The 22,715-nt window shown below is 70.8% G+C and carries 20 protein-coding genes; 3 read left to right on the top strand and 17 right to left on the bottom strand.

All coding sequences use genetic code 11. The annotated features are described in order from the left end of the window. Positions 1-22 precede the first annotated feature (22 nt). The 7 genes from BJ992_RS13980 to BJ992_RS13950 all read right to left on the bottom strand — a co-directional run bounded on the left by BJ992_RS13980 (position 23) and on the right by BJ992_RS13950 (position 6,426). Positions 23-724 (bottom strand): DUF3618 domain-containing protein, encoded by a 702-nt coding sequence (locus BJ992_RS13980; protein ID WP_184981071.1) that lies wholly within the window; start codon positions 722-724, stop codon positions 23-25. Further along, on the bottom strand, positions 721-1,146 hold the full coding sequence (locus BJ992_RS13975; protein WP_184981069.1) for a phage holin family protein: 426 nt from the start codon (positions 1,144-1,146) through the stop codon (positions 721-723). The genes BJ992_RS13980 and BJ992_RS13975 overlap by 4 nt, the downstream gene beginning before the upstream one ends. A 72-nt stretch (positions 1,147-1,218) precedes the next feature. Beyond that, positions 1,219-1,647 (bottom strand): SPW repeat protein, encoded by a 429-nt coding sequence (locus BJ992_RS13970; RefSeq protein ID WP_184981067.1) that lies wholly within the window; start codon positions 1,645-1,647, stop codon positions 1,219-1,221. A gap of 199 nt (positions 1,648-1,846) precedes the next feature. Beyond that, positions 1,847-2,848 carry a siderophore-interacting protein gene (locus BJ992_RS13965; RefSeq protein WP_184981066.1) on the bottom strand — a complete coding sequence of 334 codons (1,002 nt, stop codon included), beginning with the start codon at positions 2,846-2,848 and terminating at the stop codon, positions 1,847-1,849. Between the two features lie 53 nt (positions 2,849-2,901). After that, positions 2,902-4,290, bottom strand: a complete 1,389-nt coding sequence (locus tag BJ992_RS32845; protein ID WP_184981064.1) for an ATP-binding protein — start codon at positions 4,288-4,290, stop codon at positions 2,902-2,904. Between the two features lie 312 nt (positions 4,291-4,602). Further along, entirely contained in the window at positions 4,603-5,505 is a 903-nt protein-coding gene (locus tag BJ992_RS13955; RefSeq protein WP_184981062.1) for a helix-turn-helix domain-containing protein, read from the bottom strand. Positions 5,506-5,619: 114 nt separating this feature from the next. Then, positions 5,620-6,426 (bottom strand): SAM-dependent methyltransferase, encoded by an 807-nt coding sequence (locus BJ992_RS13950; RefSeq protein ID WP_184981060.1) that lies wholly within the window; start codon positions 6,424-6,426, stop codon positions 5,620-5,622. Positions 6,427-6,512: 86 nt separating this feature from the next. Between BJ992_RS13950 and BJ992_RS13945 the strand changes: the two genes are divergently transcribed. Further along, the gene (locus BJ992_RS13945) at positions 6,513-7,538 is read left to right on the top strand and encodes a sulfite exporter TauE/SafE family protein (protein WP_343072649.1); all 1,026 of its coding nucleotides are present in this window, start codon (positions 6,513-6,515) and stop codon (positions 7,536-7,538) included. A 54-nt stretch (positions 7,539-7,592) separates the two neighbouring features. Here the strand turns inward: BJ992_RS13945 and BJ992_RS13940 are convergent, their stop codons facing one another. Then, complete coding sequence (locus tag BJ992_RS13940) at positions 7,593-8,600, bottom strand: AraC-like ligand-binding domain-containing protein (RefSeq protein WP_184981058.1); 1,008 nt, start codon at positions 8,598-8,600, stop codon at positions 7,593-7,595. Positions 8,601-8,987: 387 nt separating this feature from the next. On the opposite strand from BJ992_RS13940, the gene BJ992_RS13935 reads away from it, so the two are divergent. Continuing rightward, entirely contained in the window at positions 8,988-9,992 is a 1,005-nt protein-coding gene (locus BJ992_RS13935; protein ID WP_184981057.1) for an ArsR/SmtB family transcription factor, read from the top strand. Positions 9,993-10,370: 378 nt separating this feature from the next. Here the strand turns inward: BJ992_RS13935 and aspS are convergent, their stop codons facing one another. The 9 genes from aspS to BJ992_RS13890 all read right to left on the bottom strand — a co-directional run bounded on the left by aspS (position 10,371) and on the right by BJ992_RS13890 (position 20,845). Next, positions 10,371-11,702 carry an aspartate--tRNA(Asn) ligase gene (gene aspS, locus BJ992_RS13930; RefSeq protein WP_184981055.1) on the bottom strand — a complete coding sequence of 444 codons (1,332 nt, stop codon included), beginning with the start codon at positions 11,700-11,702 and terminating at the stop codon, positions 10,371-10,373. Between the two features lie 333 nt (positions 11,703-12,035). After that, positions 12,036-12,620, bottom strand: coding sequence for a uracil-DNA glycosylase family protein (locus tag BJ992_RS13925; protein ID WP_184981053.1), 585 nt, complete (start codon positions 12,618-12,620; stop codon positions 12,036-12,038). 149 nt (positions 12,621-12,769) lie between these two features. Beyond that, entirely contained in the window at positions 12,770-14,920 is a 2,151-nt protein-coding gene (locus tag BJ992_RS13920; RefSeq protein WP_184981051.1) for a heterodisulfide reductase-related iron-sulfur binding cluster, read from the bottom strand. 72 nt (positions 14,921-14,992) lie between these two features. Next, positions 14,993-16,393, bottom strand: a complete 1,401-nt coding sequence (locus tag BJ992_RS13915) for an MFS transporter (protein ID WP_184981049.1) — start codon at positions 16,391-16,393, stop codon at positions 14,993-14,995. A gap of 9 nt (positions 16,394-16,402) precedes the next feature. Continuing rightward, on the bottom strand, positions 16,403-17,341 hold the full coding sequence (locus BJ992_RS34270; RefSeq protein WP_184981047.1) for a VOC family protein: 939 nt from the start codon (positions 17,339-17,341) through the stop codon (positions 16,403-16,405). 84 nt (positions 17,342-17,425) lie between these two features. Beyond that, positions 17,426-18,214 (bottom strand): ABC transporter ATP-binding protein, encoded by a 789-nt coding sequence (locus BJ992_RS13905; protein WP_184981045.1) that lies wholly within the window; start codon positions 18,212-18,214, stop codon positions 17,426-17,428. Beyond that, a complete protein-coding gene (locus BJ992_RS13900; RefSeq protein ID WP_184988036.1) occupies positions 18,207-18,971 on the bottom strand; it encodes an ATP-binding cassette domain-containing protein in 765 nt (254 codons plus the stop codon). The genes BJ992_RS13905 and BJ992_RS13900 overlap by 8 nt, the downstream gene beginning before the upstream one ends. Next, positions 18,955-19,986, bottom strand: a complete 1,032-nt coding sequence (locus BJ992_RS13895; protein ID WP_184981043.1) for an ABC transporter permease subunit — start codon at positions 19,984-19,986, stop codon at positions 18,955-18,957. Before BJ992_RS13895 ends, BJ992_RS13900 begins: the two co-directional genes overlap by 17 nt. Then, on the bottom strand, positions 19,973-20,845 hold the full coding sequence (locus BJ992_RS13890; protein ID WP_184981041.1) for an ABC transporter permease subunit: 873 nt from the start codon (positions 20,843-20,845) through the stop codon (positions 19,973-19,975). The genes BJ992_RS13895 and BJ992_RS13890 overlap by 14 nt, the downstream gene beginning before the upstream one ends. Before the next feature lie 315 nt (positions 20,846-21,160). On the opposite strand from BJ992_RS13890, the gene BJ992_RS13885 reads away from it, so the two are divergent. Further along, positions 21,161-22,318, top strand: coding sequence for an ABC transporter substrate-binding protein (locus tag BJ992_RS13885; RefSeq protein WP_184981039.1), 1,158 nt, complete (start codon positions 21,161-21,163; stop codon positions 22,316-22,318). Positions 22,319-22,715 lie beyond the last annotated feature (397 nt).

The following is a 22,715-nucleotide window of genomic DNA, read 5'->3' as shown; positions in this document are numbered from 1 at the left end:
ACCGGTCACAGGACCGGCGGCGTCAGCGGCGGCGTGCGCGCGGCGGGTTGCGGCGGGTCAACATGGTCAGGGCCGCCGCCGCCATGGTGGTGGCGCCGGCGGCGATCAGGACCGTCGGGTGGCGTTCCGCCTGAGCGAGCACGCGCTCGGCGAGCGTCCCGTCCTGGTCGCCTGCGGCGTCCGGGCCGTCCAGCCGCCTGCCGCCGAGGCGGCGGGTGGTGACGGGTGCGCCGCGCAGGCGTTCGGCGACATCGGCGGCCCGGCGGCGCGCGGCCACCGCGGTCTGGCTGCGGGCCCGGTTCCCCGCGCCTGCCACCTTCGTGCGGGTGCGCTCGAACGTCTCACGCGCGCGTGACTTGATGTCGGCCTTGCCGGCCAGTGCCTCCACCGTGCGGCCGAGGTCCTCTCGGGTCTGCGCGATCTCGTCGCGCAGCCGTTCCTCCTCGGAACGGTGCACGGGGTGCGCCGTCTCCTCGGCGACATCCGCCGTCTGCGGACGGGTGTCCGTCCCGCCGACGGGACCGGACAGTCCCGCCAGGGGGTCGCCGCTCGGGCCGTGGCTCACCACGGGCTTGACGTACGGCTTGTGCGGCGCCTGGGTGCGGGGGACGTTCAGGGACGGGCCTGCGGACTCGGGGGTCGCCGTGCCGGGTTCCTGGCGGTGCAGACCCACCTCGCCGGCGGTGGGGTGGTGCGCCTTCCCTGCGGGATCGATCTCGGTCATCGGTGTGCCCCCTGCTTGACGGCGTCCAGGTCCGCCTTGATGCTCTCGATGGTCTGCGTGGGAAGTGGCGGCGTGGCCTTGGACACCTGGCGCTTGCCGCCGAGCCCGAGCACGCCGGCCAGCAGCAGCAGGACGGCGCCGACGATCAGTGCCGCCAGCCACCCCGGCACGACCAGGGCCAGCGCGAGGATGACGGCGGCGATCAGCGCGCCACCGCCGTAGAGGGCGAGCACTCCCGCTCCGCCGAACATGCCGGCGCCGAGACCGGCCCGCTTGCCCTTGCGGGACAGTTCCAGCGCGGCGAGCCGGATCTCGTCGCGCACCAGCCGCGACACGTCCTCCGACATCTGCTTGACGAGTTCTCCGGTGCTGAGCGATGAGTACGGGTTCGCCGCGTTCTCCCGTTCGTTGAGGGTTGTCATGGCACACCTTTCTTCGGGCTGTACCACCCGCGTGCCCCACGCGGCGGCCGGCTAACGGAAAACGCGCGCGTGTCACCGCATCGGCATCCTCGCCGGACGGCTTCCCACCGCCATCGCGCCGAGGCCGAGCAGCAGGATGACGGCACCGGTGACAATGTTGTTCCAGAGCGTCGAGGTCGTCGCCGACCGCAGGATCCAGGGGGACACGATGGCCCACACCCCGAGCACAGGGGCGAGCCACGTCAGCCCGTAGGTACGGCCGTACGCCGAGGCGAAGCCCACGCCGAGGGCCGCGAGGAACAGGCCGGTGACCAGGTTGCTCACCGTGATCCGCTGCAGGCCGAAGAACCCGGCCACCCACGGCGAGATCGCGAGGTACAGCCCGGCGAGAAGCGTCAGCCCGTCGATCGCCTGCGCGCCGGCGCTCCAGCTCGCCCGCTCGTACTTGGCCCGCATCTCGAGGATGTCGGGGTGCGTGTCCAGGCCGGTCGGTCTGGTCATGACCTCACCGCCTTTCCGACGTGCTCCGGGAACGGATTGATTCGTCCCATACCCCTGCGGAGAACGCCGCCACCGAGGGCTGATGCAATATTTCGGCTGATCAGCGCTTATATCCAGACAGGCGGACGGTCGTGTCCGCGCCGCCGTACGGCATTCGCCACACCCCGGTCGTCGGTTCGCGTCCGGCGGCCTCCGGAGCTCAGTCGATCTCGGGTCTCCCGAGGCGCCAGTAGCCCATGAACGCCACCGACCGCCGGTCCACCCCGAGTTCCCCCACCAGGTGACGGCGCAGGGTCTTCACCACGCCGGCCTCCCCCGCGAGCCACGCGTAGAAGCCGTCGTCCGCGGCCCTCTCCCCCGGCACCTCCCAAAGGGGCTCGTCATCCCCGGCCCCCGGACGCGGCGGCAGGTCGGCCACCTCGGCGGGGACCGCGGCGGCCCTCCCCGCGCGCAGCGCGCGTGCCGCCGCGCGGACGGCGGGGACCAGCAGGTCCCCGTGCCGTGCCCCGCGGCGCGGCAGCCACGTGACCCGTACGCCGCGCGGCACGTCGAGAGGCATGGCGTCCGCGGGGTCCGGCACCTCGATCAGGACACGAGCGTCCAGGCCCTCGGGCAGCGCCTCGGCGATGGCGGACAGCGCGGGGGCGGCCGTCTCGTCGCCGGCGGCGAGCAGGCGCGCAGCTCCGCGCGGCGGCGACCACTCCGCGCCGGCCGTCGGCCCCGCGTGCCGCGAGTCGGGTCCGATGACCAGCAGTGGCGCGCCGCGGCCGGCGCCGAGCACCCACCGGGAGGCGGGGCCGCCGTCACCGTGCAGAGCGAAGTCCACGTCGAGTTCCCGCCGCCGGGGCCGCACCGCGCGCGCGGTGTAGGTGCGCACCGGGTTGCGCCGCTCAGGCGGCAGCGCGCGCCAGGGCTCCCACCAGTCCTCCCCGGCGGGGAAGGTCGCGTAGCCGCCGTCGCGGTCGGGGAACACCAGCTTGATCCTCTGGTCGGATCCGCCGGCGGCGAGACAGCACAGGTCGTCGCCGCCGAACGTGACGCGGACGAAGCTCGGCGTGAGACGCGTCACCCGCTCCACCCGCACGTGGAAGGGCCGGTAGGCGGGAACGCCGGCCGCGCCGAGGTGATCCTCGTGGTGCCGCGTGCCGGCAAGGGCGGCAAGGGACCCTCCTGACAGGCCGAGGCCGGCGCCTATGGTCATCTGAGGACCTTCCGTCGGATCGGGGACTCCTCAGAAACTTAGCTTTGCCTTACCTAACTGGCAAGTGATGCGGACATGTCCGCCGCCACGTAGGCGGCGTCGAGACGCAGGACGAAGCGTGCGCCGCGCGCGGAATCCTCCACCCGAAGGCTGCCGCCGTGGGCCTCGGCGATCTCGCGGGAGATGGCGAGGCCGAGGCCGGTGCCACCCGGGTCGCGGCGGCGTCCGTCCGCCAGGCGCACGAACCGCTGGAACACCCGCTCGCGGTCACCCGGAGCGATGCCCGCGCCGTCGTCGGCGACCTCCACCTTCGCCACGCCGTCGCGCTCGTCGACCGTCACCGTCACCTGGCACTCGGCGTGCCGCCGTGCGTTGACGATCAGGTTCCGCAGGACGCGCGACACCTGGACCCGTGAGCCGCGCACGTGCACGTGGTCCAGCACGTTCACCCGTACCGGCACTCCCCCCGCGAGGTCCCCCACCACCTCGGCGATCAGGGTGGCGAGGTCGAACGGCTCGCCGGAGACCGTGTCCCCCGCGCGGAGGCGGGCCAGCACCAGCAGGTCGTCCACGACGGCCTCCATGTGGTCCACCGTGGCGAGCGCCGCGGTGATGGAGTCACGGGGATCGACCTCGGACGGGTGCAGCAGGGCCTCCTCCAGCCGCAGGCGCAGGCCGGCGATCGGGGTGCGCAGTTCGTGGGAGGCGTCGGAGGCGAAGCGGCGCTGGTGGGACAGCGCGTCCTCAAGGCGGTCCAGGGTCTCGTTCGCGGTGTGCGCCAGCAGAGCGAGTTCGTCCTCGCCGGGTGGGACGGGGACCCGCAGGCTCAGGTCGCTGCCGGTGATCTGCGCCATGCGTGCCCTGATGGCCGCCACGGGGGTCAGCGTGCGGCCGACCAGCACCCACGCGACCCACGCCGCGAGCGCGGTGAGCAGCAGCACACCGCCGCCGATGGCCGCCTCCAGGTGTCCGGAGGCGAGGACGGCGGGGGTACGGAGCCCGGCATAGACCACCGGGGAGTCCATCGCGGGGGTGACGCGGATGGCCATGGCCATCACGCACCCGATCGCCGCGGGACAGACCGTCACCTCGGTGAAACGGTCCTCGGCGGGGGGCCGTACGGAGCTGAGCGGCTCGGCGTCCCGCGCCGCCTCGCTGGCGTGGGTGACCCGGCCGTGGTCGTCCACCACCTGGATCAGATCGACCGGCCCCACCGCGGGGATCACCCGCGGTACGTGACCGGCGCGCGCCGCCGCGCTCCACTGGCTCGCCACGCTCTTGGTCGCCTCGAAGGTGTCCACCACGGCCTTGTAGCGGATCACGGCGTCCAGGCACACGCCGAGCGAGACCAGCACGACGAGACTGGTGACGACGGCGGCGACCGTGTAGCGGGCCCGGATGGAGACCGGCCGGGGGATTCGGAGGGTAAGCGCTTTCCGCACCGCTCACCTCTCAGGTCCGCAGTCGGGGGAACCCCATGCCGAGGCGTGGCTCACCGTCCGTGCGCGACAGCCCGCATGGATCGGCGGGGCTGCGTCCCGGAGGGTCGCCACACGTCTGGAGCGGAGAAGGTCACCGAGAAGTCGATCGCTGTCCATTTCATCAAGTTATGGCACCAACGTGAGGAATGGGGGGTTGTGTCACACCCAGGTGACGACGCCAAGACGCGTACGTTCCCGCAGGTCGAACCCGTTGACCATCCCTTTGCGCGGCCAAGGGGATCTCTTACCGCCGGAACCCCCGCCGCGCTTCGCTCAGGTCTCGTCGAGGATGCTCCGCAGGCTGCCCAGGGTGACGTCCACCGGCTCGGCCTCGACGCTCAGGCGGTTCATCACGTCCCAGTACAGGTCGATGTCGGCGGGCTTGTCGGGGTAGATCGCGCTGTGGAGCTGCTCCAGGTACACGACGTCCGGCAGGAGGTCCTCGGCCATGCGCAGGATGGTGATGGGGCCGCCGGCCGCCGCGTGGCCGCCACGGCTGAACGGCATGAGCTGGAGCGTGACGTTCGGCAGCGCCGCCATGTCGATCAGGTGCGCGATCTGGGCCCGCATCACCGCGCGGCCGCCGACCGGCCGGCGCAGCGCACCCTCGTCGAGCACGGCCCACAGCTTGACCGGACGGGGACGGGTCAGGATCTCCTGCCGCCGCATGCGCAACGCCACCCGGCGCTCGACGTCCTCCTCCGACAGGCCGCGCGCGAGACCGGCGACCGCGCGCGCGTAGGCCTCGGTCTGGAGCAGGCCGGGGACGAACTGCACCTCCCACGAGCGGATCACGCTCGCGGCCTGCTCCAGCCCGAGGTACGGCTCGAACCACGACGGCACGGCGTCGCCGTAGGCGCTCCACCAGCCGGGATGGTTGGCCTCCTCGGCCAGCGTGAGCAGGGTGTCGCGCTCGGCCGTGCCGGTCACCCCGTACAGGGTGAGCAGGTCGGCGACGTCACGGATCTTGAACCCGGTGCGGCCGAGCTCCATGCGGCTGATCTTGGTGTCGGAGGCGCGGATGTGGTACCCCGCCTCGCCGCGGCTGATGTCGCACGCCTCGCGCAGGCGGCGCAGCTCTCCGCCGACGACCATGCGCAGAACCGTGGGGCCCGACGGCCGCTGGTCCTGGATCCTGTCCTCGTCGATGTCGCCTTCGGGCCGAACGGTGCTCATGATCACTCTCCGGTACGATCAAAGCCCAAACAGCGTGCCGTCACAAGACCCTAATTTCAGCACACCCGGCAGCCTGCCGGTACCGGACCGGCGTCATCGCACCCTCGTCCCGGGTCAGGGCTTGCGTCCCACCCCGCAGACCTCGTGCTCCTCCTCGTGCGGCTCCGGCGTCCCGACATCGGGCCGCCAGCGTGACAGCACGACCACGCCGGGTGGCACGAGGTCCAGCCCGTCGAAGAAGGCGGTGATCCGCTCACGTGAGCGCAGGACGTACGGCGCCGAGCCTCCCTCGTTGTAGCGGCGCTGGGCCCGCAGGAACGCCTCGTCGGTGTCGGTGCTGTCGGCCACCACCAGGTGGCTGCCGGGTGCCAGCCCGTCCATCAGCTCGCGCACGACGTCGCGCGCCTGGTCGTGGTCCGGCAGGTGGCCGAGCACGCCGAGCAGCATGAGCGCGACCGGCTCGCGCAGGTCGAGCGTCTCGGCCGCGGCCTTCAGGATGTGGCCGGGGTCGCGCAGGTCGGCGTCCACGTAGCTGGTGGCGCCTTCCGGTGTGCCGGTGAGCAGTGCGCGCGCGTGCGCCAGCACCAGCGGATCGTTGTCGACGTACAGGACCCGCGCGTCCGGCGCGGCCCGCTGCGCCACCTCGTGGGTGTTGTCCCGTGTCGGCAGCCCGGTCCCGACGTCGAGGAACTGCCGCACCCCCGCCTCCGCCGCGAGGTACCGCACGGCTCTGGCGAGGAAGTACCGCTGAGCGCGCGCGATCGCGACGATTCCGGGGAAGACCCGCGCGTACGCGTCGCCGGCCTCCCGGTCCACCGGGTAGTGGTCCTTGCCGCCGAGCCAGTAGTTCCAGATGCGCGCCGAGTGCGGCACGCTGATGTCGATCTCGTCCGGCACCGGACGGAGCCGGTCAGCGGCCATGGGACCGCCTCCCTGGGACGGAGGCCGGTGGAACCGGCAGAGGGGACGGTGACCGAGATAACTCCCTATACCAATAGGTTGTACGGGTGGATTTCGACTTCACCATGGCGGCCGGTTCCTTCCTCGTGGCGATCGTGGTCGGGCTCACCGGCATGGGGGGTGGCGCGCTGATGACCCCCATGCTCGTGACCTTCTTCGGGGTGCCGCCGCTGGCCGCGGTGTCGAGCGACCTGGTCGCCGCCGCCGTCATGAAACCCATCGGCGGAGCGGTGCACCTGCGGCGCGGCACGGTGGACATGCGGCTGGTGGGATGGTTGTGCGCCGGATCGGTGCCCGCGGCGTTCGCCGGGGTGCTCGTGGCCAGGGCACTCGGCGACGGCGAGGACGTGCAGGCCGTCATCAAGGCCGCGCTCGGCGTCGCGCTGCTCATCGCGGCCGGCGGGCTGTCCGTGCGCGGCTACCTCGCGCTGCGCGACCGGGCCGAGGGACGCACCACGGAGACCGGCCGGCGTACCGCCGGGCCCGGGGAGCCCGCCTCGGTCCGCATGCCGGCCGTGGCCGTGCGTCCGCTGCCGACGGCGCTGGTCGGCGCGATCGGCGGCCTGGTGGTCGGCATGACGTCCGTCGGGTCGGGTTCCCTGATCATCGTGGCGCTGCTCGCGCTGTACCCGGCGCTGAAGGCCAACCAGCTCGTCGGCACCGACCTGGTGCAGGCGGTGCCGCTGGTGATGTCGGCGGCGATCGGTCATGTGCTCTTCGGCGACTTCCAGCTCTCCGTCACGGCCGCTCTGCTGGCCGGGTCGATCCCCGGGGTGTACATCGGGTCGCGTGTCTCCTCGCGCGCGCCGGGAGGGCTGATCCGCCGGATCCTCGCCTTCGTGCTGCTGGCCTCGGCGCTGAAGATGTTCGGCGTCGGCAACACGGCCACCGTGTGGATCCTGTTCGGGGTGCTGCTCGCCGCGCCGCTGTTCTGGTCCTTCCTGCGGGTGCGGCACGGCCTGCCGGCGGTGCCGTGGTCGCGTGCCGCCGGGAACGGGGACGGCGCGACCGGCACGACCGGTGCGGCCGGGGGTCAGGCGGTCACCGAGGGGCCGGACGACCGCCGCGGGTGAGGCGGTCGCCGGCCCGGCCGCCGGCGACCGCTCCGTGGATGCCGGGTCCATGGGTCAGCGGGCCTCGGGTGCGCGGCTGCGGCGGCGGAACGCTGCGGGGGGTTCCCCGAAGGTGGCGCTGAAGACCCGGTTGAAGTGCGAGTCGCTCGGGAAGCCCCAGCGCGCGGCGACGGCACGGATCGGCATGGCGTCGAGCAGCGGGTCCGACAGGTCGCGGCGGCAGCGTTCCAGCCGGCGCCTGCGGATCCATCCGGCCACGGTGAGAGCCTGCGACGCGAACAGCTTGTGCAGGTGGCGCAGGGAGACGTGATGAGCGGCCGCCACGACGGCGGGGGTCAGGGCCGGGTCGTCGAGCCGCTCCTCGATGAACGCCTGCATGCGCAGGACCAGTACCTGGTCGGCGTCACGCAGCGCCGGCGCGGACTCGGCCTCGAGCTCGTGCGCCAGCACGGCCGTGACGAGGTCGAGCACGATGCCGGACACCCGCACGGTGTCGGCGGGGGTCGGATTCCGGAACCGTGAGACGAGCTGCCACAGCATGGTGCGCAGCAGCGCGCCGACCCCGTCACGGCCCGGGATGCGGACGGCCAGCAGCCGTTCGACGGCGGACCGCGGCAGGCCGAGCGCGCTGTGGGGGAACTGGAGGATCAGCCCGTCGCTGACGTTCCTCTCGTCCTCGGCGGCGCCTCGGTGCGGCGGCCAGGACATGGCGTGGAACGGACGGGAGGTGTCGTACAGCATCAGGTCACCCGGGCCGAGCGCGGTCTCCCTGCGCAGCTGCCGGATGCCGGACCGGCCGCGGACGGTGAGGGAGAGCTGGTACAGGCCCGGGTCGGACCTGCGGATCATGCGGGTGGTGCGCCGCGCCTCGAACGGCGCGCACCGCACCCGGGACAGGCGAGCCACACCGAGATCGACCATGAGCATCTCGGCCCAGAAGTCGGACGCCTGCTCGCTGACGGCGTCCACCGAGACCACGGACTTCGCGACGGCCTCCCACCAGAAGTCGAACCGCTCCTCGACAGGCACGTCGTCGAGCCGAACCAAGGAAGTGTCCAGCAATGCCCTCTCCTGAGTCGCGACCGGACCGGGAGCGGGTGACCGTGACGCGGACCCCCGTTCCGCGCCACGGTCCCCTGACATCGCGTCAACCGCTTTGTCCGGCCGTCACGGAATAATCCGCCGAACCGCCCCCGAACGCTTCCATCTTCCAGTGTGACGAGCCGTGAAGGAACCTGTTTTACGCCTCCGCGGAAACCTCCTGGTGACACCGCGGACACACGCGCGGCCATCCAGTGCCACTGCACGAAATGGAACGTTTCAACGGCTGTCTGAATCCCGGGAAAAACCCCCGCCGAAGTTCCGTGTCCGCGATTTTCGGCATGTTACGCCAGAATGAAGGAAGGGGAAACAGGCGTGACGACCGCAGCGACATCCCACGGGGGAACGATGGGGACACTGCGTATCCACTTCACCGCCGACGACCTGGCGCGCACCACGGTCGCCGCGGCACCCGACCCGTTGTGGGAGGTGGTGCTGAGCCGCTTCCGGCTGCGGGAGACCGGACCGCAACCGCTGTTCCGGCCCTGGCTCGGCCAGTTGCGCGCGCATCCGGCGCGGCTCGCGCGCATGCGGCCCGGAGCACGCCTGCTGGACACGCTGGTGCCGCCGGGGCCGTACTTCCCCGACTTCCTCACCCCTTCGGAGTCCGAAGCAGGGCTGGAGCACGGCATCGAGGCGCTGCTGTCCACGCCGCGGCGCCGCCTGCGTGCGGAGCTGGCGCGGCTCGGCCGCCACCACGACCTGCCGGCGTGGGCCCGGCCGCTGGCCGACGGCGACACCGCCGTGCTGACCGCCGTGGGCCACGCGCTGCGCGACTACCACGAGGCGGCGATCACGCCGTACCACGCGGTCGTCCACGGCGCGGTCGCGGCCGACCGAGCGCAGCGAGCTCACGACCTGCTCGGCGGCGGGGTGGAGGGGCTGCTCGCCGGGCTGCGGCCCTTGATGCGGTGGGTGCCGCCGGTGCTGGAGGTCAACTACGACGTGGACCGCGACCTGCGGCTCGGCGGACGGGGGCTGCGGCTGGTGCCGTCGTACTTCTGCCAGCGGGTGCCGATCTCGCTGGCCGACCCCGTGCTGCCCCCGGTGCTCATCTACCCCATCGAGCGGCGGCACCGCTTCGCCCCTGCCGCCGCCGACCCCCAGGGGCTCGCCGCGCTGCTCGGCCGCACCCGCGCCGCCGTGCTCGACGCGCTCGGCGACGGCGCCACCACCACCGAGCTGGCCCGCCGCCTGCGCACCTCCCCGGCGTCCATCAGCCGCCACACCGGCGTGCTGCGCGAGGCCGGCCTCATCACCACCCGCAGGGACGGCGCCGCCGTGCTGCACTCCGTCTCGCCGCTCGGAACAGCCCTGCTCGAGGGCCGGCTCACGGCACCGCTGACCGGCTGACCGCTTTCACGCCCCGGCCCATTGTGCACGCGGAGAGAAGGACCGCGACCGGCAGGCAATTATGCGGCCGTGAACGCTGTCATCATCGATGACAGGCGGCGCCGCTTCACATCCGTCCCGCGCGGCAGGCACCACGGTTCCAGGGAACGGGCAAAAGGCGGCACACGTCCGGCGATCGCCGCTCCCGAGGAACACGAGTTCTTTTACTTGTCAAATAAATAAAATCCCGCGCCGGGAAATCGGCCACGGAACACGAACGGCCCCGTTCTCTTCCGTTTCCACCCCAGAACCGGCACGGTGCCCGCGGCGGCGCACCGTCGCCACGCGCCGCGGACGTCCCGGGGACGTCCGCGGCGCGAGTACCGCTCAGGCAGCAGGTCAGGGGGTGAGGCGGTGCAGGTCGCGGGGGAACAGGGTGGCGGTCCTGATGTTGGCCGCCCCGATCAGGCGGGACGTCCAGCGTTCCAGGCCGATGGCGAAGCCGCCGTGCGGAGGCATGCCGTGGCGGAACGTGGCGAGGTAGCCGGTGTAGGGGGCCGGCGGCTCGCCACGGCCGGCCAGCGCGGCCAGGTAGTCCTCGTGACGGTGGAGACGCTGGCCTCCCGTGACGAGTTCGAGGCCGCGGAACAGCAGGTCGAAGCTGTTGGAGTGCGCGGGGCTCGCGGGGTCGGGGTGGGTGTAGAAGGGTCGTTTCGCCATGGGGTAGCCGGTGACGAACAGGAACTCGCTGCCGTGCTCGCGCAGGGCCCATTCCGACAGCCACCGCTCGTGCGCCGGCGCGAGGTCGGGTTCGCCACGGGGGTCGTCGCCGGTGTGCGCGGCGAGGAGGTCCTGCGCGCGGGTGAAGTGGATCTCGGGGATGCGTTCCGGCACGTCCGGCACCTCGGCGCCGAGCAGTGCGCACGCGTCACCGGCCCGCCGGCGTACGGCATCCGTCATGCCGGCGAGCACGTCGCGCAGCACGGCCATCACGTCCCTGTGGTCGGCGACGAACCCGAGTTCGGCGTCGAGGGAGGTGTACTGCGCGAGGTGGCGCGCGGTGTCGTGGGGCTCGGCGCGGAACACCGGGCCGACCTCGTAGACGCGTTCGAACACCCCGACCATGGCCTGCTTGAAGAACTGCGGCGACTGCGCCAGGTAGGCCCGGTCGCCGAACCAGTCGACGGCGAACACCCCGGCGCCTGACTCGGTGGCCGAGGCCACGATCTTGGGGGTGTGGATCTCGGTGAACCCGAGCCCGTCCAGCGCCGCGCGGAACCCGGCCACCGAGGCGGCCGAGATCACGTGCGGCGCGCGGAGCACCGGGTGGCGCAGCGCGACCGGCGCGTGGTCGAGCACCGTCGGCAGGGACGCCGCCACCGTGGGCCGGTACAGGTCGAACGGTGGCGGCTCGGCGGGGCCGGACAGTGCCGTCACCGACGGGGACGTCAGCTCGGCGCCGCCGGGGGCCTGCGGGTTGCCGGTCACCGTGCCGGTGACCTGGAGGACCGTCTCCTCCGGATGCCTTGCGGCCGCCGCCATGGCGCCGGGCCCGGTGAACACGGCCTGCGCGAGGCCGGACCGGTCGCGCAGCACGAGGAAGACGACGGATTTCAGGCCTCGCCTGCGGTGCAGCCAGCCCTGGAGGGTGACCTGTGCGCCGATCAGACCGGGAAGCTCGGCGGCGAGCACCCGGCGGGTGGCGGGAACGGTCGTGGACGTGGAGATCATCACAAACCTCTTGCCAGTGAGTGGTGATCCCTTGGGAGTGCGGGCGAGAAGGGAACTCGCGGTGCCACCGCACTTTCGCCGCCGGACGCATGGCCGGCGGCCTCGATGGCCCGGTGACGGGGGCCGGCCGGCGGGGCATTGGGCCGGCGGCCGTTCCTCCCCGCACTCGGGAGGGTCTTCACCGGCGGGGGCAGGGCCGCCTTCGCAACTCCCGGCGGCTCTCTCCGACCTGCCCGGCCCGACGGCTACTCGTCTCCGTCAACGCGTTGCGGCACACCATAACCACCGGCCGTCACGTATCGCAACGCGATTGGCGCGAGGCCACGCCGGTGTTCAGACCTCAGGTGGCGGGAACAGCGGGACGCCTGCGGCGAGGGCCACCTCGCGGTAGGCCTCGGCCAGGCTGGCGGCGGTCTCGTGCGCGTTCAGCCCGCTGGGGTTCGGGGCCACCCACAACGGTACGCCGCCGATGTCCTCGGGTTGCCGGCCGGCGACGGCCTTCGGCCGGCGGAACGCGGCGCGGTAGGCGGTGACGCCGAGGATCGCCACGACGTCCGGCTTGACCAGCCGGACCCGTTCGGCGAGCGCCTCGCCTCCGGCCACGAGTTCCTCGGTGGTCAGCTCGTCGGCCCGCGCGGTGGCGACCGGCACGATGTTGGTGATGCCGATGCCTTGCGCCTTCAGGTGCTCGGTGTCGGCGGCGGAGATGCCGTCGGTCACGTCGATCAGCCGGTCCACGATGCCGGCCCGGTACAGCGCGGGGTAGAACCGGTTCCCCGGCCGGCCGAAGTGCGTCTGGACGGCGACGGTCCGCAGCCCGGGGTTGATGCCGGCGAACAGCAGCCGCACCTTCGGCCCGAGGAGGTCCGGCAGGGTGCCGCCACGGAAGGACTCCAGCTCGGCCCGGCCGACTCTCACACTCTCCTCCGTCCCCGCGGTGCAGCGGTCAGTATCCCACGCTCACCGGGGGGAGACGGAGGAGACCGACGACGCAAGGAGACCACGGACGCAGTAGTCCAGGGACGGCCGCACCGCGCACGCCACCGACCCCCGGCCCGGCTTGCCGGTCAGGCCGTGGGTGCGCGCTCACCCTTCACCGAGGTCACTAGAAGTTGTGCGACGTCGACGACGTCGAGGGTGGGTTTGGCTTCGCCGGTGTTCTTCTTCTCGTTGATGGCGTCGCCGAGCATGACCAGGCAGAAGGGGCAGGCGGTGGACACGCGGTCGGGGTCGGTGGTCAGGGCCTCGTCGACGCGTTCGGTGTTGATGCGTTTGCCGATGCGTTCTTCCATCCACATGCGTGCGCCGCCGGCGCCGCAGCAGAACCCGCGGTCCTTGCAGCGGTGCATCTCCTGGGTGGTGACGCCGGGGACCTTGGCCATGATGTCGCGCGGCTGGGTGTACACCTTGTTGTGCCGGCCCAGGAAACACGGGTCGTGGTAGGTGATCTTCTCCTCGATCGGGGTGACCGGCGTCAGGCGGCCCTCCTCGACGAGCTTGGCCAGCAGCTGCGTGTGATGCACCACCTCATACGTCCCGCCGAGCTGCGGGTACTCGTTGGCCAGGGTGTTGAAGCAATGCGGGCAGGTCGCCACGATCGTGGTGACACCGGCCTCGTTGAGGGTCTCGATGTTCTGCCGGGCCAGCATGTCGAACACGAACTCCATGCCGAGCCGCCGCGCCGGGTCGCCGGTGCAGGCCTCCATCGGCCCCAGCACCCCGTACCGGACCCCGGCCATGTGCAGCAGTTCGGCCACCGCCTTGGTGGTCTTCTTCGCGCGGTCCTCCAGCGCGCCGGCGCAGCCGACCCAGAACAGGTACTCCATGCCGTCGGGGACGGTGTCCTCGATCAGGGTGACCTCGATCGGATCCACCTGCCGGGAGGCCAGTTCCTCGATCCACTCGGCCCGCTTGACCTCCGGCACCCCCCACGGGTTCCCCTTGTTCTCCAGGTTCTTCAGCATCACCCCGGCCTCGGAGGGGAAGCTGGATTCGATCATGACCTGGTAGCGGCGCATGTCGATGATGTGATCGATGTGCTCGATGTCGACCGGGCACTGCTCCACACACGCACCACAGTTGGTGCACGACCACAGCACATCAGGGTGGATCACCCCCTGCTCCCCGACCAGCGGCTTACCGGCCAGCGCGAGCACGTCCTGCGGCAGGTCCTCCCGTTCGGCCTCGGACGCCAGCAGGTAGGGGGCGATGGCGAAGGCGTGGTCGCGCTGGTCCAGGATGAGCATCTTCGGCGACAACGGCTTGCCGGTGTTCCAGGCCGGGCACTGCGACTGGCACCGGCCGCACTCGGTACAGGTGTAGAAGTCCAAGAACCCCTTGAACGTGGTGTCCTGCAGCGTCCCCCGGCCGAACACATCGGTGTCGGGGTCGGCCTCCTCGAAGTCCAGCACCTCGCCGTTGCTGCGCATCTGAGGGACCGCGCCGAGACCGTCGGGACGGCGGGAGAACAGCACGTTCAGCGGCGCGGTGAAGATGTGCAGGTGCTTGGAGTTCACCACGATCACCAAGAACACCAGCATCACCCCCAGGTGCAGCAGCAGCCCTACCGGCTCCAGCACCTCGTTGGCACCCTCCCCCAAAGGCCGCAGCAGCGCCGCCACACCCTGGGAGGCGAACGCGCCGCTGTCGTAGGGGAAGTTCCCGGTGTTGATCGCCGCACCCCGGAACAGGAACAACGTCCAGATCACATTGAAGATCATGAACAGGATCAGCCACGCACCACCCAGATGCGACCCGCTGAACCGCGACGCACGGCCCAGCTTCCTCGGCGCGTTCTGGACCCGGATCACGGCGAACGCCGCCAGACCGGCCACACACGCCACCGCGATGAGGTCCTGCGCGAACCCCAGCACCGGCCACGTGCCGACCAGCGGGATGTGGAAGTCCGGCGTCCCGGTCACCGCACCCTGGATCAACGCGCCATACGCCTCCAGGTACACCGTCGCCAGGATCACAAAAGCCCAGAACACCACGAAATGCGCCACACCCGACGGCGTCCACTTCAGCAGCTTGCGCTGACCGAACACCTCCACCAGCTGCGCCTTCAGCTCCGCACCGGCGTTCCGCCTGGCGTACGCCACCCGCTCAGGCGCCGGCTGACCGCTCATGGCGAGGCGGTAGAGGAACAGCACCCGGCGCGCGACGAGGGCCAGAGCGACAAGGGTCCCGATGAGGCCCACGATGGCCGTCCAGAGCACTGTCTTCTCCCTTCTCACATATTTCGATATTTGCAAAACCTTATATGAAATGCCGTTCCCCGGCCACGTCCGTCACGAGGGAATGCGCAGCGCGACCACGGCGCCGCCGAGCGCGGACAGGCCCGCGATCAGGAAGACCAGCACGAACGCCTGGCCCCTCGGCACCACGTCGGCGCCGATCGTCATGGTCATGCCGGACAGCAGCGCGCCGACGACCGCGCTGCACGACGACGTGCCGACCGAGCGCATCAGCGCGTTGACGCTGTTGGCGGACGCGGTCTCGGTGACCGGCACCGACCGCATGATGAGGGACGGCATGGCCGAGTACGCCAGCGCCGTGCCGATGGACACCAGCGTCGCGCCGAGCACGACCTGCCAGACGCGCTGGTGCGCGACGGCGTAGAAGGCGTACGACGCCGCCATGAGGACGGCCCCCGTCACCAGGGAGAACCGCGGGCCGCGCCGGTCGGACAGGCGAGCGGACACCCGCGAGAACAGGACCATCGCCATTCCCCCCGGCATCGTCAGCAGGCCGGACGTCACCAGCGAGGCCCCCTGGCCGTACCCGGTGGCGACCGGGGCCTGCAGGAGGAAGGACGTGACGAGGAAACCCGCGTACATGGCGAAGCCGACCAGGATCGCGGCGACGTTGGTCAGCAGGACCGGTCTGCGCGCGGAGATCCGCAGGTCGACCAGCGGCCGGTGCACCCGTAACTGGTGCAGGCCCCACAGCGGCGCCACCGCGAAGGCGACGGCGAACAGCCCGACCGTCGGCGGGCTGGCCCAGCCCCACTCCCCTCCGTGGGAGACGGCGGTCAGCAGGCACAGCAGCGCGACCGTCAGGCCGGCGGCTCCTGCGGCGTCGAACCGTCCGCCGGACCGCGGCCCGGCACCGGGGACGAGTGTGACGATCAGCAGGAGGCACAGGAGCCCGAGCGCCGTGGCGCCGGCGAACAGGGTGCGCCAGCCGGTGTACTGGACGACGAGCGCCGACACCGGCATGCCGATCGCCGCACCCACGCCGAGGGTGGAGCTCATGAAGCCGACGGCCGTCCCGATCCGGTCCTGCGGCAGGTGGTCGCGCATGACGCTGATGCCGAGCGGGATCACGGCCATCGACAGGCCCTGCAGGACCCTGCCGGTGAGGACCGAGCCGAAGGTGCCGCCGGCGGCGGCGAGCGCCGACCCCGCCACCAGCGACGTCATCGCGACCACGAGCATCAGCCGCTTGCCGTACATGTCGCCGAGGCGGCCGAACAGCGGCGCGCCGACCGCGCCGGACAGCAGTGTCGAGGTGACCAGCCAGGACACCGCCTCCGGCGAGACTCCGAGCAGGGACGGCAGCCGGGGCAGGACCGGGACGATGATCGTCTGCATGAACGCGACGGTCATCCCGCAGAACGCCAGGACGGCGACAGGACCGCCGCGGCGTCCGCCACCCCCCTCGGCGGCGGACGCCCCGTCTGCCGGCACCCCGCCGGCTCAGGACTCGTACGGGTCGTTGTCGATGCTCTCGGTGGTGAAGAAGTACGGCGCGCCGAAGCAGTCCTCGGGGTCGGCGGCCAGCATGGTCGGCCTGACCCGCGTGGTCCGCACTCCCTTGCGGGCCAGCCAGCTCTCGGCGGAGTCGAGGTCGGCGACCTTGAAGGTGATGCCGTAGATCATGTTGCCCCACCGCGCCACGTGCCTGCCGAGGTCGCCGTCGGCCTCCAGGGGCTGCGCGATCTGGAGCAGGCAGTCGCCGAGCTGCACGATCTCGTACCGGGCCCTGGCCTCGTCGTCGACACCCTTGGACACCGGGACGGCCTGGATCTTGTTAACGTAGGTGTCCACCGCCGCGTCGAGGTCCTTGACCCCGAGGGTGATGTACGCCAGGCGCTTGATGGTGAGCGGATGACCGTGCTCCCACATCTTCATCTGGGAGGACCAGGTGGCCAGGTCACGGGGGTCGTCCGGCATGTCGATCGCGCACAGCTCGGCCATCAGGCCGAACATGTCGCGGGGGCTCGGGTAGAAGTAGACCGTCGAGGGGTCCATCTCCTGGATCTTGCCGCCGCCGGGTGCCCCGATGTACACCCCCTGCTCGATCAGGCGGTTGCCGAGGCCCACCAGGTCGTCCACCTTGTAGCCGACCGAGTGCAGGTGCTTGCCGTACTTGGTGTAGAACTTCCCGACCGGCTTGGCCGGGTCGACCGGGACGTTCGGGGCCATCGTCTCGATGCAGAGGTCGCTGATCATGATCAGCCCGGCCCAGCGGTCCTCGACCTCCAGCCAGTTGGGCTCGTCGACCCCCATGAAGACCAGGCCGCCGAACACCTCCTCGTAGAACTTGTTCAGGGCCGGCACGTCATCGGTCATGTGCACCGAGTGGATCATCAGGCCGATGCCGAAGTCACCTGTCTTCTGGACTTGCTTGCGCACTGCTCCTCCTCACTGGACTCTTGCTGCGAGTGACGAGCCCGCCGGGTCGTCGCGTCACCAGGTCGTTGTGCCGTGCCGCCGCCGTCACCGGGTCGTGGCGTCCGCCGCGTCCGGGTCGGCCACGGTCCTGTGGTCGCCTTCGGTCGTACCGTCGTCACTGTCGCCGGCCGCGCCGCCGCCGTGGCCGAGGTAGGAGTCGAGCAGGGCCTCACGGTCGCCGAGCTCCGCGGCGGCCCCCGACAGCACCACCCGGCCGGACAGCAGGACGTAGCCGCGGTCGCACAGGGTCAGCGCGAGGGTGGCGTTCTGCTCGACCAGCAGGATCGAGACCCGCTGCTTGATCTCGGCGAGCGCCTGGTACACCGCCTTGACGACGATCGGCGCGAGCCCGAGCGACGGCTCGTCGAGCATCAGCAGCCGGGGGGAGGCCAGCAGGCCGCGGCCGATCGCGACCATCTGCTGCTCGCCACCCGAAAGGGCCCAGCCGTGCCGCTTGCGCAGCGGCACGAGCGCGGGGAACAGGTCGTACACGTCGTCCGGTGAGAACAGCGCGTCGCGGCGGGCCTGCGCGGTCCTGCCGACCAGGAGGTTGTCGTGCACGGTCAGGCTGGCGAACACGCGGCGGCCCTCCGGCACGTGGACGAGTCCGCGGCGCGCGAGCTCCTCCGGCGCGAGCCGGGACACGTCGGCGCCGTCGAACGTGAGCTCGCCGTCGCTCGGCAGGAGCCGCGAGATCGCCCTCAGGGTGGAGGTCTTGCCGGCGCCGTTGGCGCCGAGCAGGGCCACCGCCTCCCCCGGGCCCACGGTGAGGCCGATGCCGTCCACCGCCTGCGTGTGGCCGTAGGCGACCCGCAGGTCCTTCAGCTCAAGCATCGATGACCACCGATCCGAGATAGGCGTCCATGACGCGCGGGTCGGCCCAGACCTCGGCCGGTTCCCCGGCCGCGATCTGTTTGCCGAGCTCCAGGACGATCATGCGATGGCACAGCTCCTCCAGGAAGTCGATCTTGTGCTCGACCAGGAGCAGTGCCGGTCCGCCGGCGTCGCGCCACTCGGTCAGCAGCCGCACGAGGTTCTGGGACTCGACCTGGTTGAGCCCGGCCGCGGGTTCGTCGAGCAGCAACGTCGCCGGCTTGCCGAGGTAGACCCTGGCCAGTTCGAGCCGGCGGCGCTCGCCGTAGGACAGCTCCCCCGCCTGGGCCGAGGCCCGGTCGGCCAGCCCGGTGAACTCCAGTGCCTCGTACGCGCCGCGCCACCTGCCGCGCTCGGCCCGCATCATCGAGGGCCGGCGCAGCCAGGCGGCCCCGAGCGTGCGCAGGTTCCATTCCGGCAACCCGACCAGGACGTTCTCCAGGCAGGTCAGCTCGTCGTGCACCTGCGGGGTCTGGAAGGTGCGCAGCACCCCCATGCGCGCCACCGCGCCGGGCCTGCCGAGGGTGACGGGTTTGCCGTCGACCTCCACGCTGCCCTCCGCCGGGACCAGGCCGGTGAGCGCGTTGATGAACGTGGACTTGCCTGAGCCGTTCGGTCCGATGAGGCCGACGATCTCCTGGTCCCGCACGGTGAGCGAGACCTTGTCGACGGCGACCACGCCGCCGAAGCGCACCCGGATGTCACGCGCTGCCAGCACGGCGCAGCCTCCGTTCGACGGTTTGCCTGAGCCCGGCGATCCCGGACGGGAACGCGACGACGATCACGAGGACCGCCACGCCGTAGATGAAGTCCGCGTAGTCCTGCACGCCGCGCAGCAGTTCCGGCAGGTAGACCAGCACCACCGCGCCGATCACCGGGCCGTACATCGAGTTCATGCCGCCGAGGAGCAGCATCAGGAGCACGAGGAGCGAGATGTCGATGTTGAACGCTTCGAGGCTGAAGTATCCGGAGTTGTGCGCGTACAGCGAGCCCGCGGCTCCCTGCATCGCCGAGCCGACGCCGAAGGCGGCGAGCTGCAGATGCTTGGGCCGCAGTCCGGCGACCGCCGCCACCGGGCCCTTGTCCTTGGCCATCCGCAGGTCGCGTGCCGCGGGTGACCGCAGGAACAGCGCGGTGGCCAGCAGGAACAGCACGAGGATGCCGAGGATCAGGTAGTACCGGGATTCCGCCGTGTCCAGCGGAAGGCCCAGGATCGACGGTGTGGCGATCTCGGACAGGCCCTCGTAGCCGCCGGTGAACGACGTCCACTCACGGAAGACGATGATCAGGAGCCCGCCGATCGCCATCGTGACGATGGCGAAGAAGATGAGCGCGGTCCGCGCGAACACCAGCTGCATGAGGCAGCCGAGCGCACCTGTCGCGAGCACGGCCACCAGCAGCCCGGCCCAGAACCCGCCGAGGTGGTTGCCGGCCCACACCGAGATGTAGGCCCCCGTGGCGTACATGGCGAACACCCCGAAGGTGAAGCGTCCGCCGAGGCTGAAGCACCAGTAGAAGCCGAGCACCAGGATCGAGTGGATCAGGGCCGTGTTCAGCAGATCGGTGGAGTAGGCGCTCTCACCGGCCAGGAACGGCACGATCAACGCGGCGACGGTCAAGATCGCGAGGAAGCGCAGCGGGTGCGCGGTGTAGGCCGGGGGTGGCGGGACCGCGGCGGTGGCGCCGCCGGCGGTGGGGACGCGGTCCTCGGAGACGACTCTAGAAACGGACACCGCTCACCATCCGGACTAGGCCTTGCGGGCGAAGGGCCAGCACGACGACGAGGATCAGGAAGGGATAGGCGTCGATGAAACCCGGGGAGAGGTAGGCGCCGAGCAGGGCCTGGGCCATCGCCACGAGCATCGCCGCGAAGGCCACTCCCCCGAGGCGCTCCCCGCCGAGGATGACCGCGGCGAAGGCGCTCAGCAGCAGGCCGAAGCCCAGGGTCGGGGTGATCGAGACGATCGGCGCCACCAGCACCCCGGCGAGGCCGGCGAGCGCCGCCGACAGGCCGAAGACCACCGGCGACAACCGCTTGACCCTGACGCCTTGCAGCAGGGCCGCCTCACGGTCGGCGGCCAGCGCGCGGACCTGGCGGCCGAGCGCCGAGCGCTGGAAGGCCAGGAAGAGCAGGCCCCCCACGATCACCGTGACGACGATGGTGATGAGGGACTGGTACGGCACCGCCGCGCCGGCCACGTTGAGCGTGTTCTCCCCCGCGGGTGAGGGAAGGTTCTTGGGGTCGCTGCCCTGCCAGAGGAGGATCACCGCGCGGAGCGCCAGTCCCAGCGCGAACGTCGAGATGACGATCGTCAGGGGGGACCGATTCCTCAGCGGCGCGTAGCCGACCCGTTCCATCAGCACCCCGACGGCGAAGAGCGCCGCGAGCACCACGACGTACATCGGCAACTGCCCGAAGCCCATGCTCACGACCCAGAAGGAGCCGATGTAGGCGCCGAGTGTCAGCAGGTCACCCTGAGCGAAGTTGATGACGCCGGTCGCGTTCTGGAGCAGGACGATGCCCAGCGCGATCAAGGCGTAGATGGCTCCCGACGTTATTCCGCTGGCCAGGATCGAGACGAAGCGGTCCACGTATCACCCCACTAGGTCTGGCGCACGGCTTTCAGTGCGGTTACGCTAGCGTTAATAGTTCGATAGGTCAATAACTTTCACTTAGAACTTGCCGGTCGCCACCGCAGGGGTCGCGACCAGGGACTCCATCGTGCGCACACGCGTAGGACCTCCCCGAGCAGGCCACAGGGACCGGTCCCGCACCGGCGGATCACGCATATATTTCTATAGTTATAAATCTATTGACCCACTTGCCGGGAGGCGGCTAGGTTCCCCCTAGCAGCGGCAACCGCACCACCCAGGTCGCACCTGGACCTGTACCGAGGGAGTCACCGGATGAAGAAGCCCACCGGTCATCTGGCCGCCGGCCTGGCGATCTGCGCCGTTCTGGCCGGCTGCGGCGCACCGGCCGAGAGCGGCGAGGCCGAGACCGGCCCGATCAGGATCGCCTTCATGGACATCCTCACCGGTCCACAGGCCCTCACGGCCGGTGACTACAGCCTGAAGCTGGCGGTCGACGAGATCAACGCGGCCGGCGGGATCAACGGCAGGAAGCTCGAATACAAGAAGTTCGACACCAACATCACGCCGGAGGCGGCGGTACGCGCCACCAACCTCGCCATCGAGTACAAGCCGTCGATCATGATCGGCTACGGGGTGTCCTCCGGGCTGCGCGCGTCCGTGAACGCCATCAACAAGGCGGGGGTGCCGGTGATCCACGGCACGCTCGCCAAGCTCACCAGCCCCGAGTCCCTCGGCACCAAGCTGACCTTCCGGCTCGGCCCGACGACCACGCAGTACGCGCTGGCCGCCAACTCGTACTTCTTCGGCGACCTCGGTGTGAAGAACCTGACGATCATCCACACCCAGGACGCGGCCCCCACCGAGGGTGCGCAGGCCATCATCGCCGACGCCAAGGCGAAGGGGGTGACCACGACCGAGCGCGCGGTCCCGCCGACCGTGACCGACCTGACCGAACCGGTGCTCGCGGCCAAGGGGAGCGACGCGATCTGGGAGTGGGGGTACGCCACGACCGACGCGCTGATCGTCAAGCAGACGGCGCAGAACAACGTCGACCTGCCGATCATGACATTCTCGGTCAGCGCCGCCGCGACACGCGGGCTCATCCCCAAGGACCTGCTCACCGACAAGGTCCTGTCGGTGTCCTCCTGCGCGCCGTACGTCCTTCCCGGTGAGCGCTCCAAGCACTTCATGGACCTGTACCGCAAGACGTACAACGAGGAGCCCACCGACGCCAACGCGCCTCGGTACTACGACGCGGTCTACCTGCTGAAGGCCGCCGTCGAGAAGGCCGGTTCCTCCGAGCCGCAGAAGGTCGCCACGGCGATCGAGCAGACGACGCTGGAGGGGGCCTGCGGCGAGCTCAAGGCCGACGCGAACCACAACCTCATCCACGACGTCCCGATCATCAAGTGGCCGGCCGGCAAGCCGGAGCTCGCGAAGCTCGCGGAGGACATCGAGTCCGACTTCTGAGCCGACAGCGAAGGGCCCCTTCCGCGCCGCGGGAGGGGCCTTGGCGTGTCCACGTTGTACCGGATATATCGGTTTTGTCAGTGTGATGACCCTGAAATGCCCGACTGAATAGCAACGCACGTTTTCGCAGGGATTTATCGGTTCACCGAAAAGACCGCGAGAAGCTCGGCGCGAAAGACGTGACCGGTACGCCGCGAGAAACGAGCGCCGCCAGACATGCGGTCATACCGCCTCCGGCCCTCCCTCACCACCGGAACCCGTATCCACGGAACCGGCACAGCGAAGCCTGTGCGACGTGAATCCGCACACCCAAGCCCGCACCGCGCATGCATGCGCCACGCCGAACCCGTATCGCGCCGGCCCGCCACGCCGGAGCCATGCCGTGTGACCAGGCAGC

The sequence above is a fragment of the Sphaerisporangium rubeum genome, from assembly GCF_014207705.1.
Taxonomy (GTDB): domain Bacteria; phylum Actinomycetota; class Actinomycetes; order Streptosporangiales; family Streptosporangiaceae; genus Sphaerisporangium; species Sphaerisporangium rubeum.
Note: the sequence above shows the minus strand (reverse complement) of the source record. Positions and strands in the feature narration are given on the sequence as shown.

What these genes read in the sequence shown, in the direction of transcription:
- BJ992_RS13980 (WP_184981071.1), bottom strand. Translation starts at nt 724, where the DNA reads ATGACCGAGATCGATCCCGCAGGGAAGGCGCACCACCCCACCGCCGGC.
- BJ992_RS13975 (WP_184981069.1), bottom strand. Translation starts at nt 1,146, where the DNA reads ATGACAACCCTCAACGAACGGGAGAACGCGGCGAACCCGTACTCATCG.
- BJ992_RS13970 (WP_184981067.1), bottom strand. Translation starts at nt 1,647, where the DNA reads ATGACCAGACCGACCGGCCTGGACACGCACCCCGACATCCTCGAGATG.
- BJ992_RS13965 (WP_184981066.1), bottom strand. Translation starts at nt 2,848, where the DNA reads ATGACCATAGGCGCCGGCCTCGGCCTGTCAGGAGGGTCCCTTGCCGCC.
- BJ992_RS13955 (WP_184981062.1), bottom strand. Translation starts at nt 5,505, where the DNA reads ATGAGCACCGTTCGGCCCGAAGGCGACATCGACGAGGACAGGATCCAG.
- BJ992_RS13950 (WP_184981060.1), bottom strand. Translation starts at nt 6,426, where the DNA reads ATGGCCGCTGACCGGCTCCGTCCGGTGCCGGACGAGATCGACATCAGC.
- BJ992_RS13935 (WP_184981057.1), top strand. Translation starts at nt 8,988, where the DNA reads ATGGGGACACTGCGTATCCACTTCACCGCCGACGACCTGGCGCGCACC.
- aspS (WP_184981055.1), bottom strand. Translation starts at nt 11,702, where the DNA reads ATGATCTCCACGTCCACGACCGTTCCCGCCACCCGCCGGGTGCTCGCC.
- BJ992_RS13905 (WP_184981045.1), bottom strand. Translation starts at nt 18,214, where the DNA reads ATGCTTGAGCTGAAGGACCTGCGGGTCGCCTACGGCCACACGCAGGCG.
- BJ992_RS13885 (WP_184981039.1), top strand. Translation starts at nt 21,161, where the DNA reads ATGAAGAAGCCCACCGGTCATCTGGCCGCCGGCCTGGCGATCTGCGCC.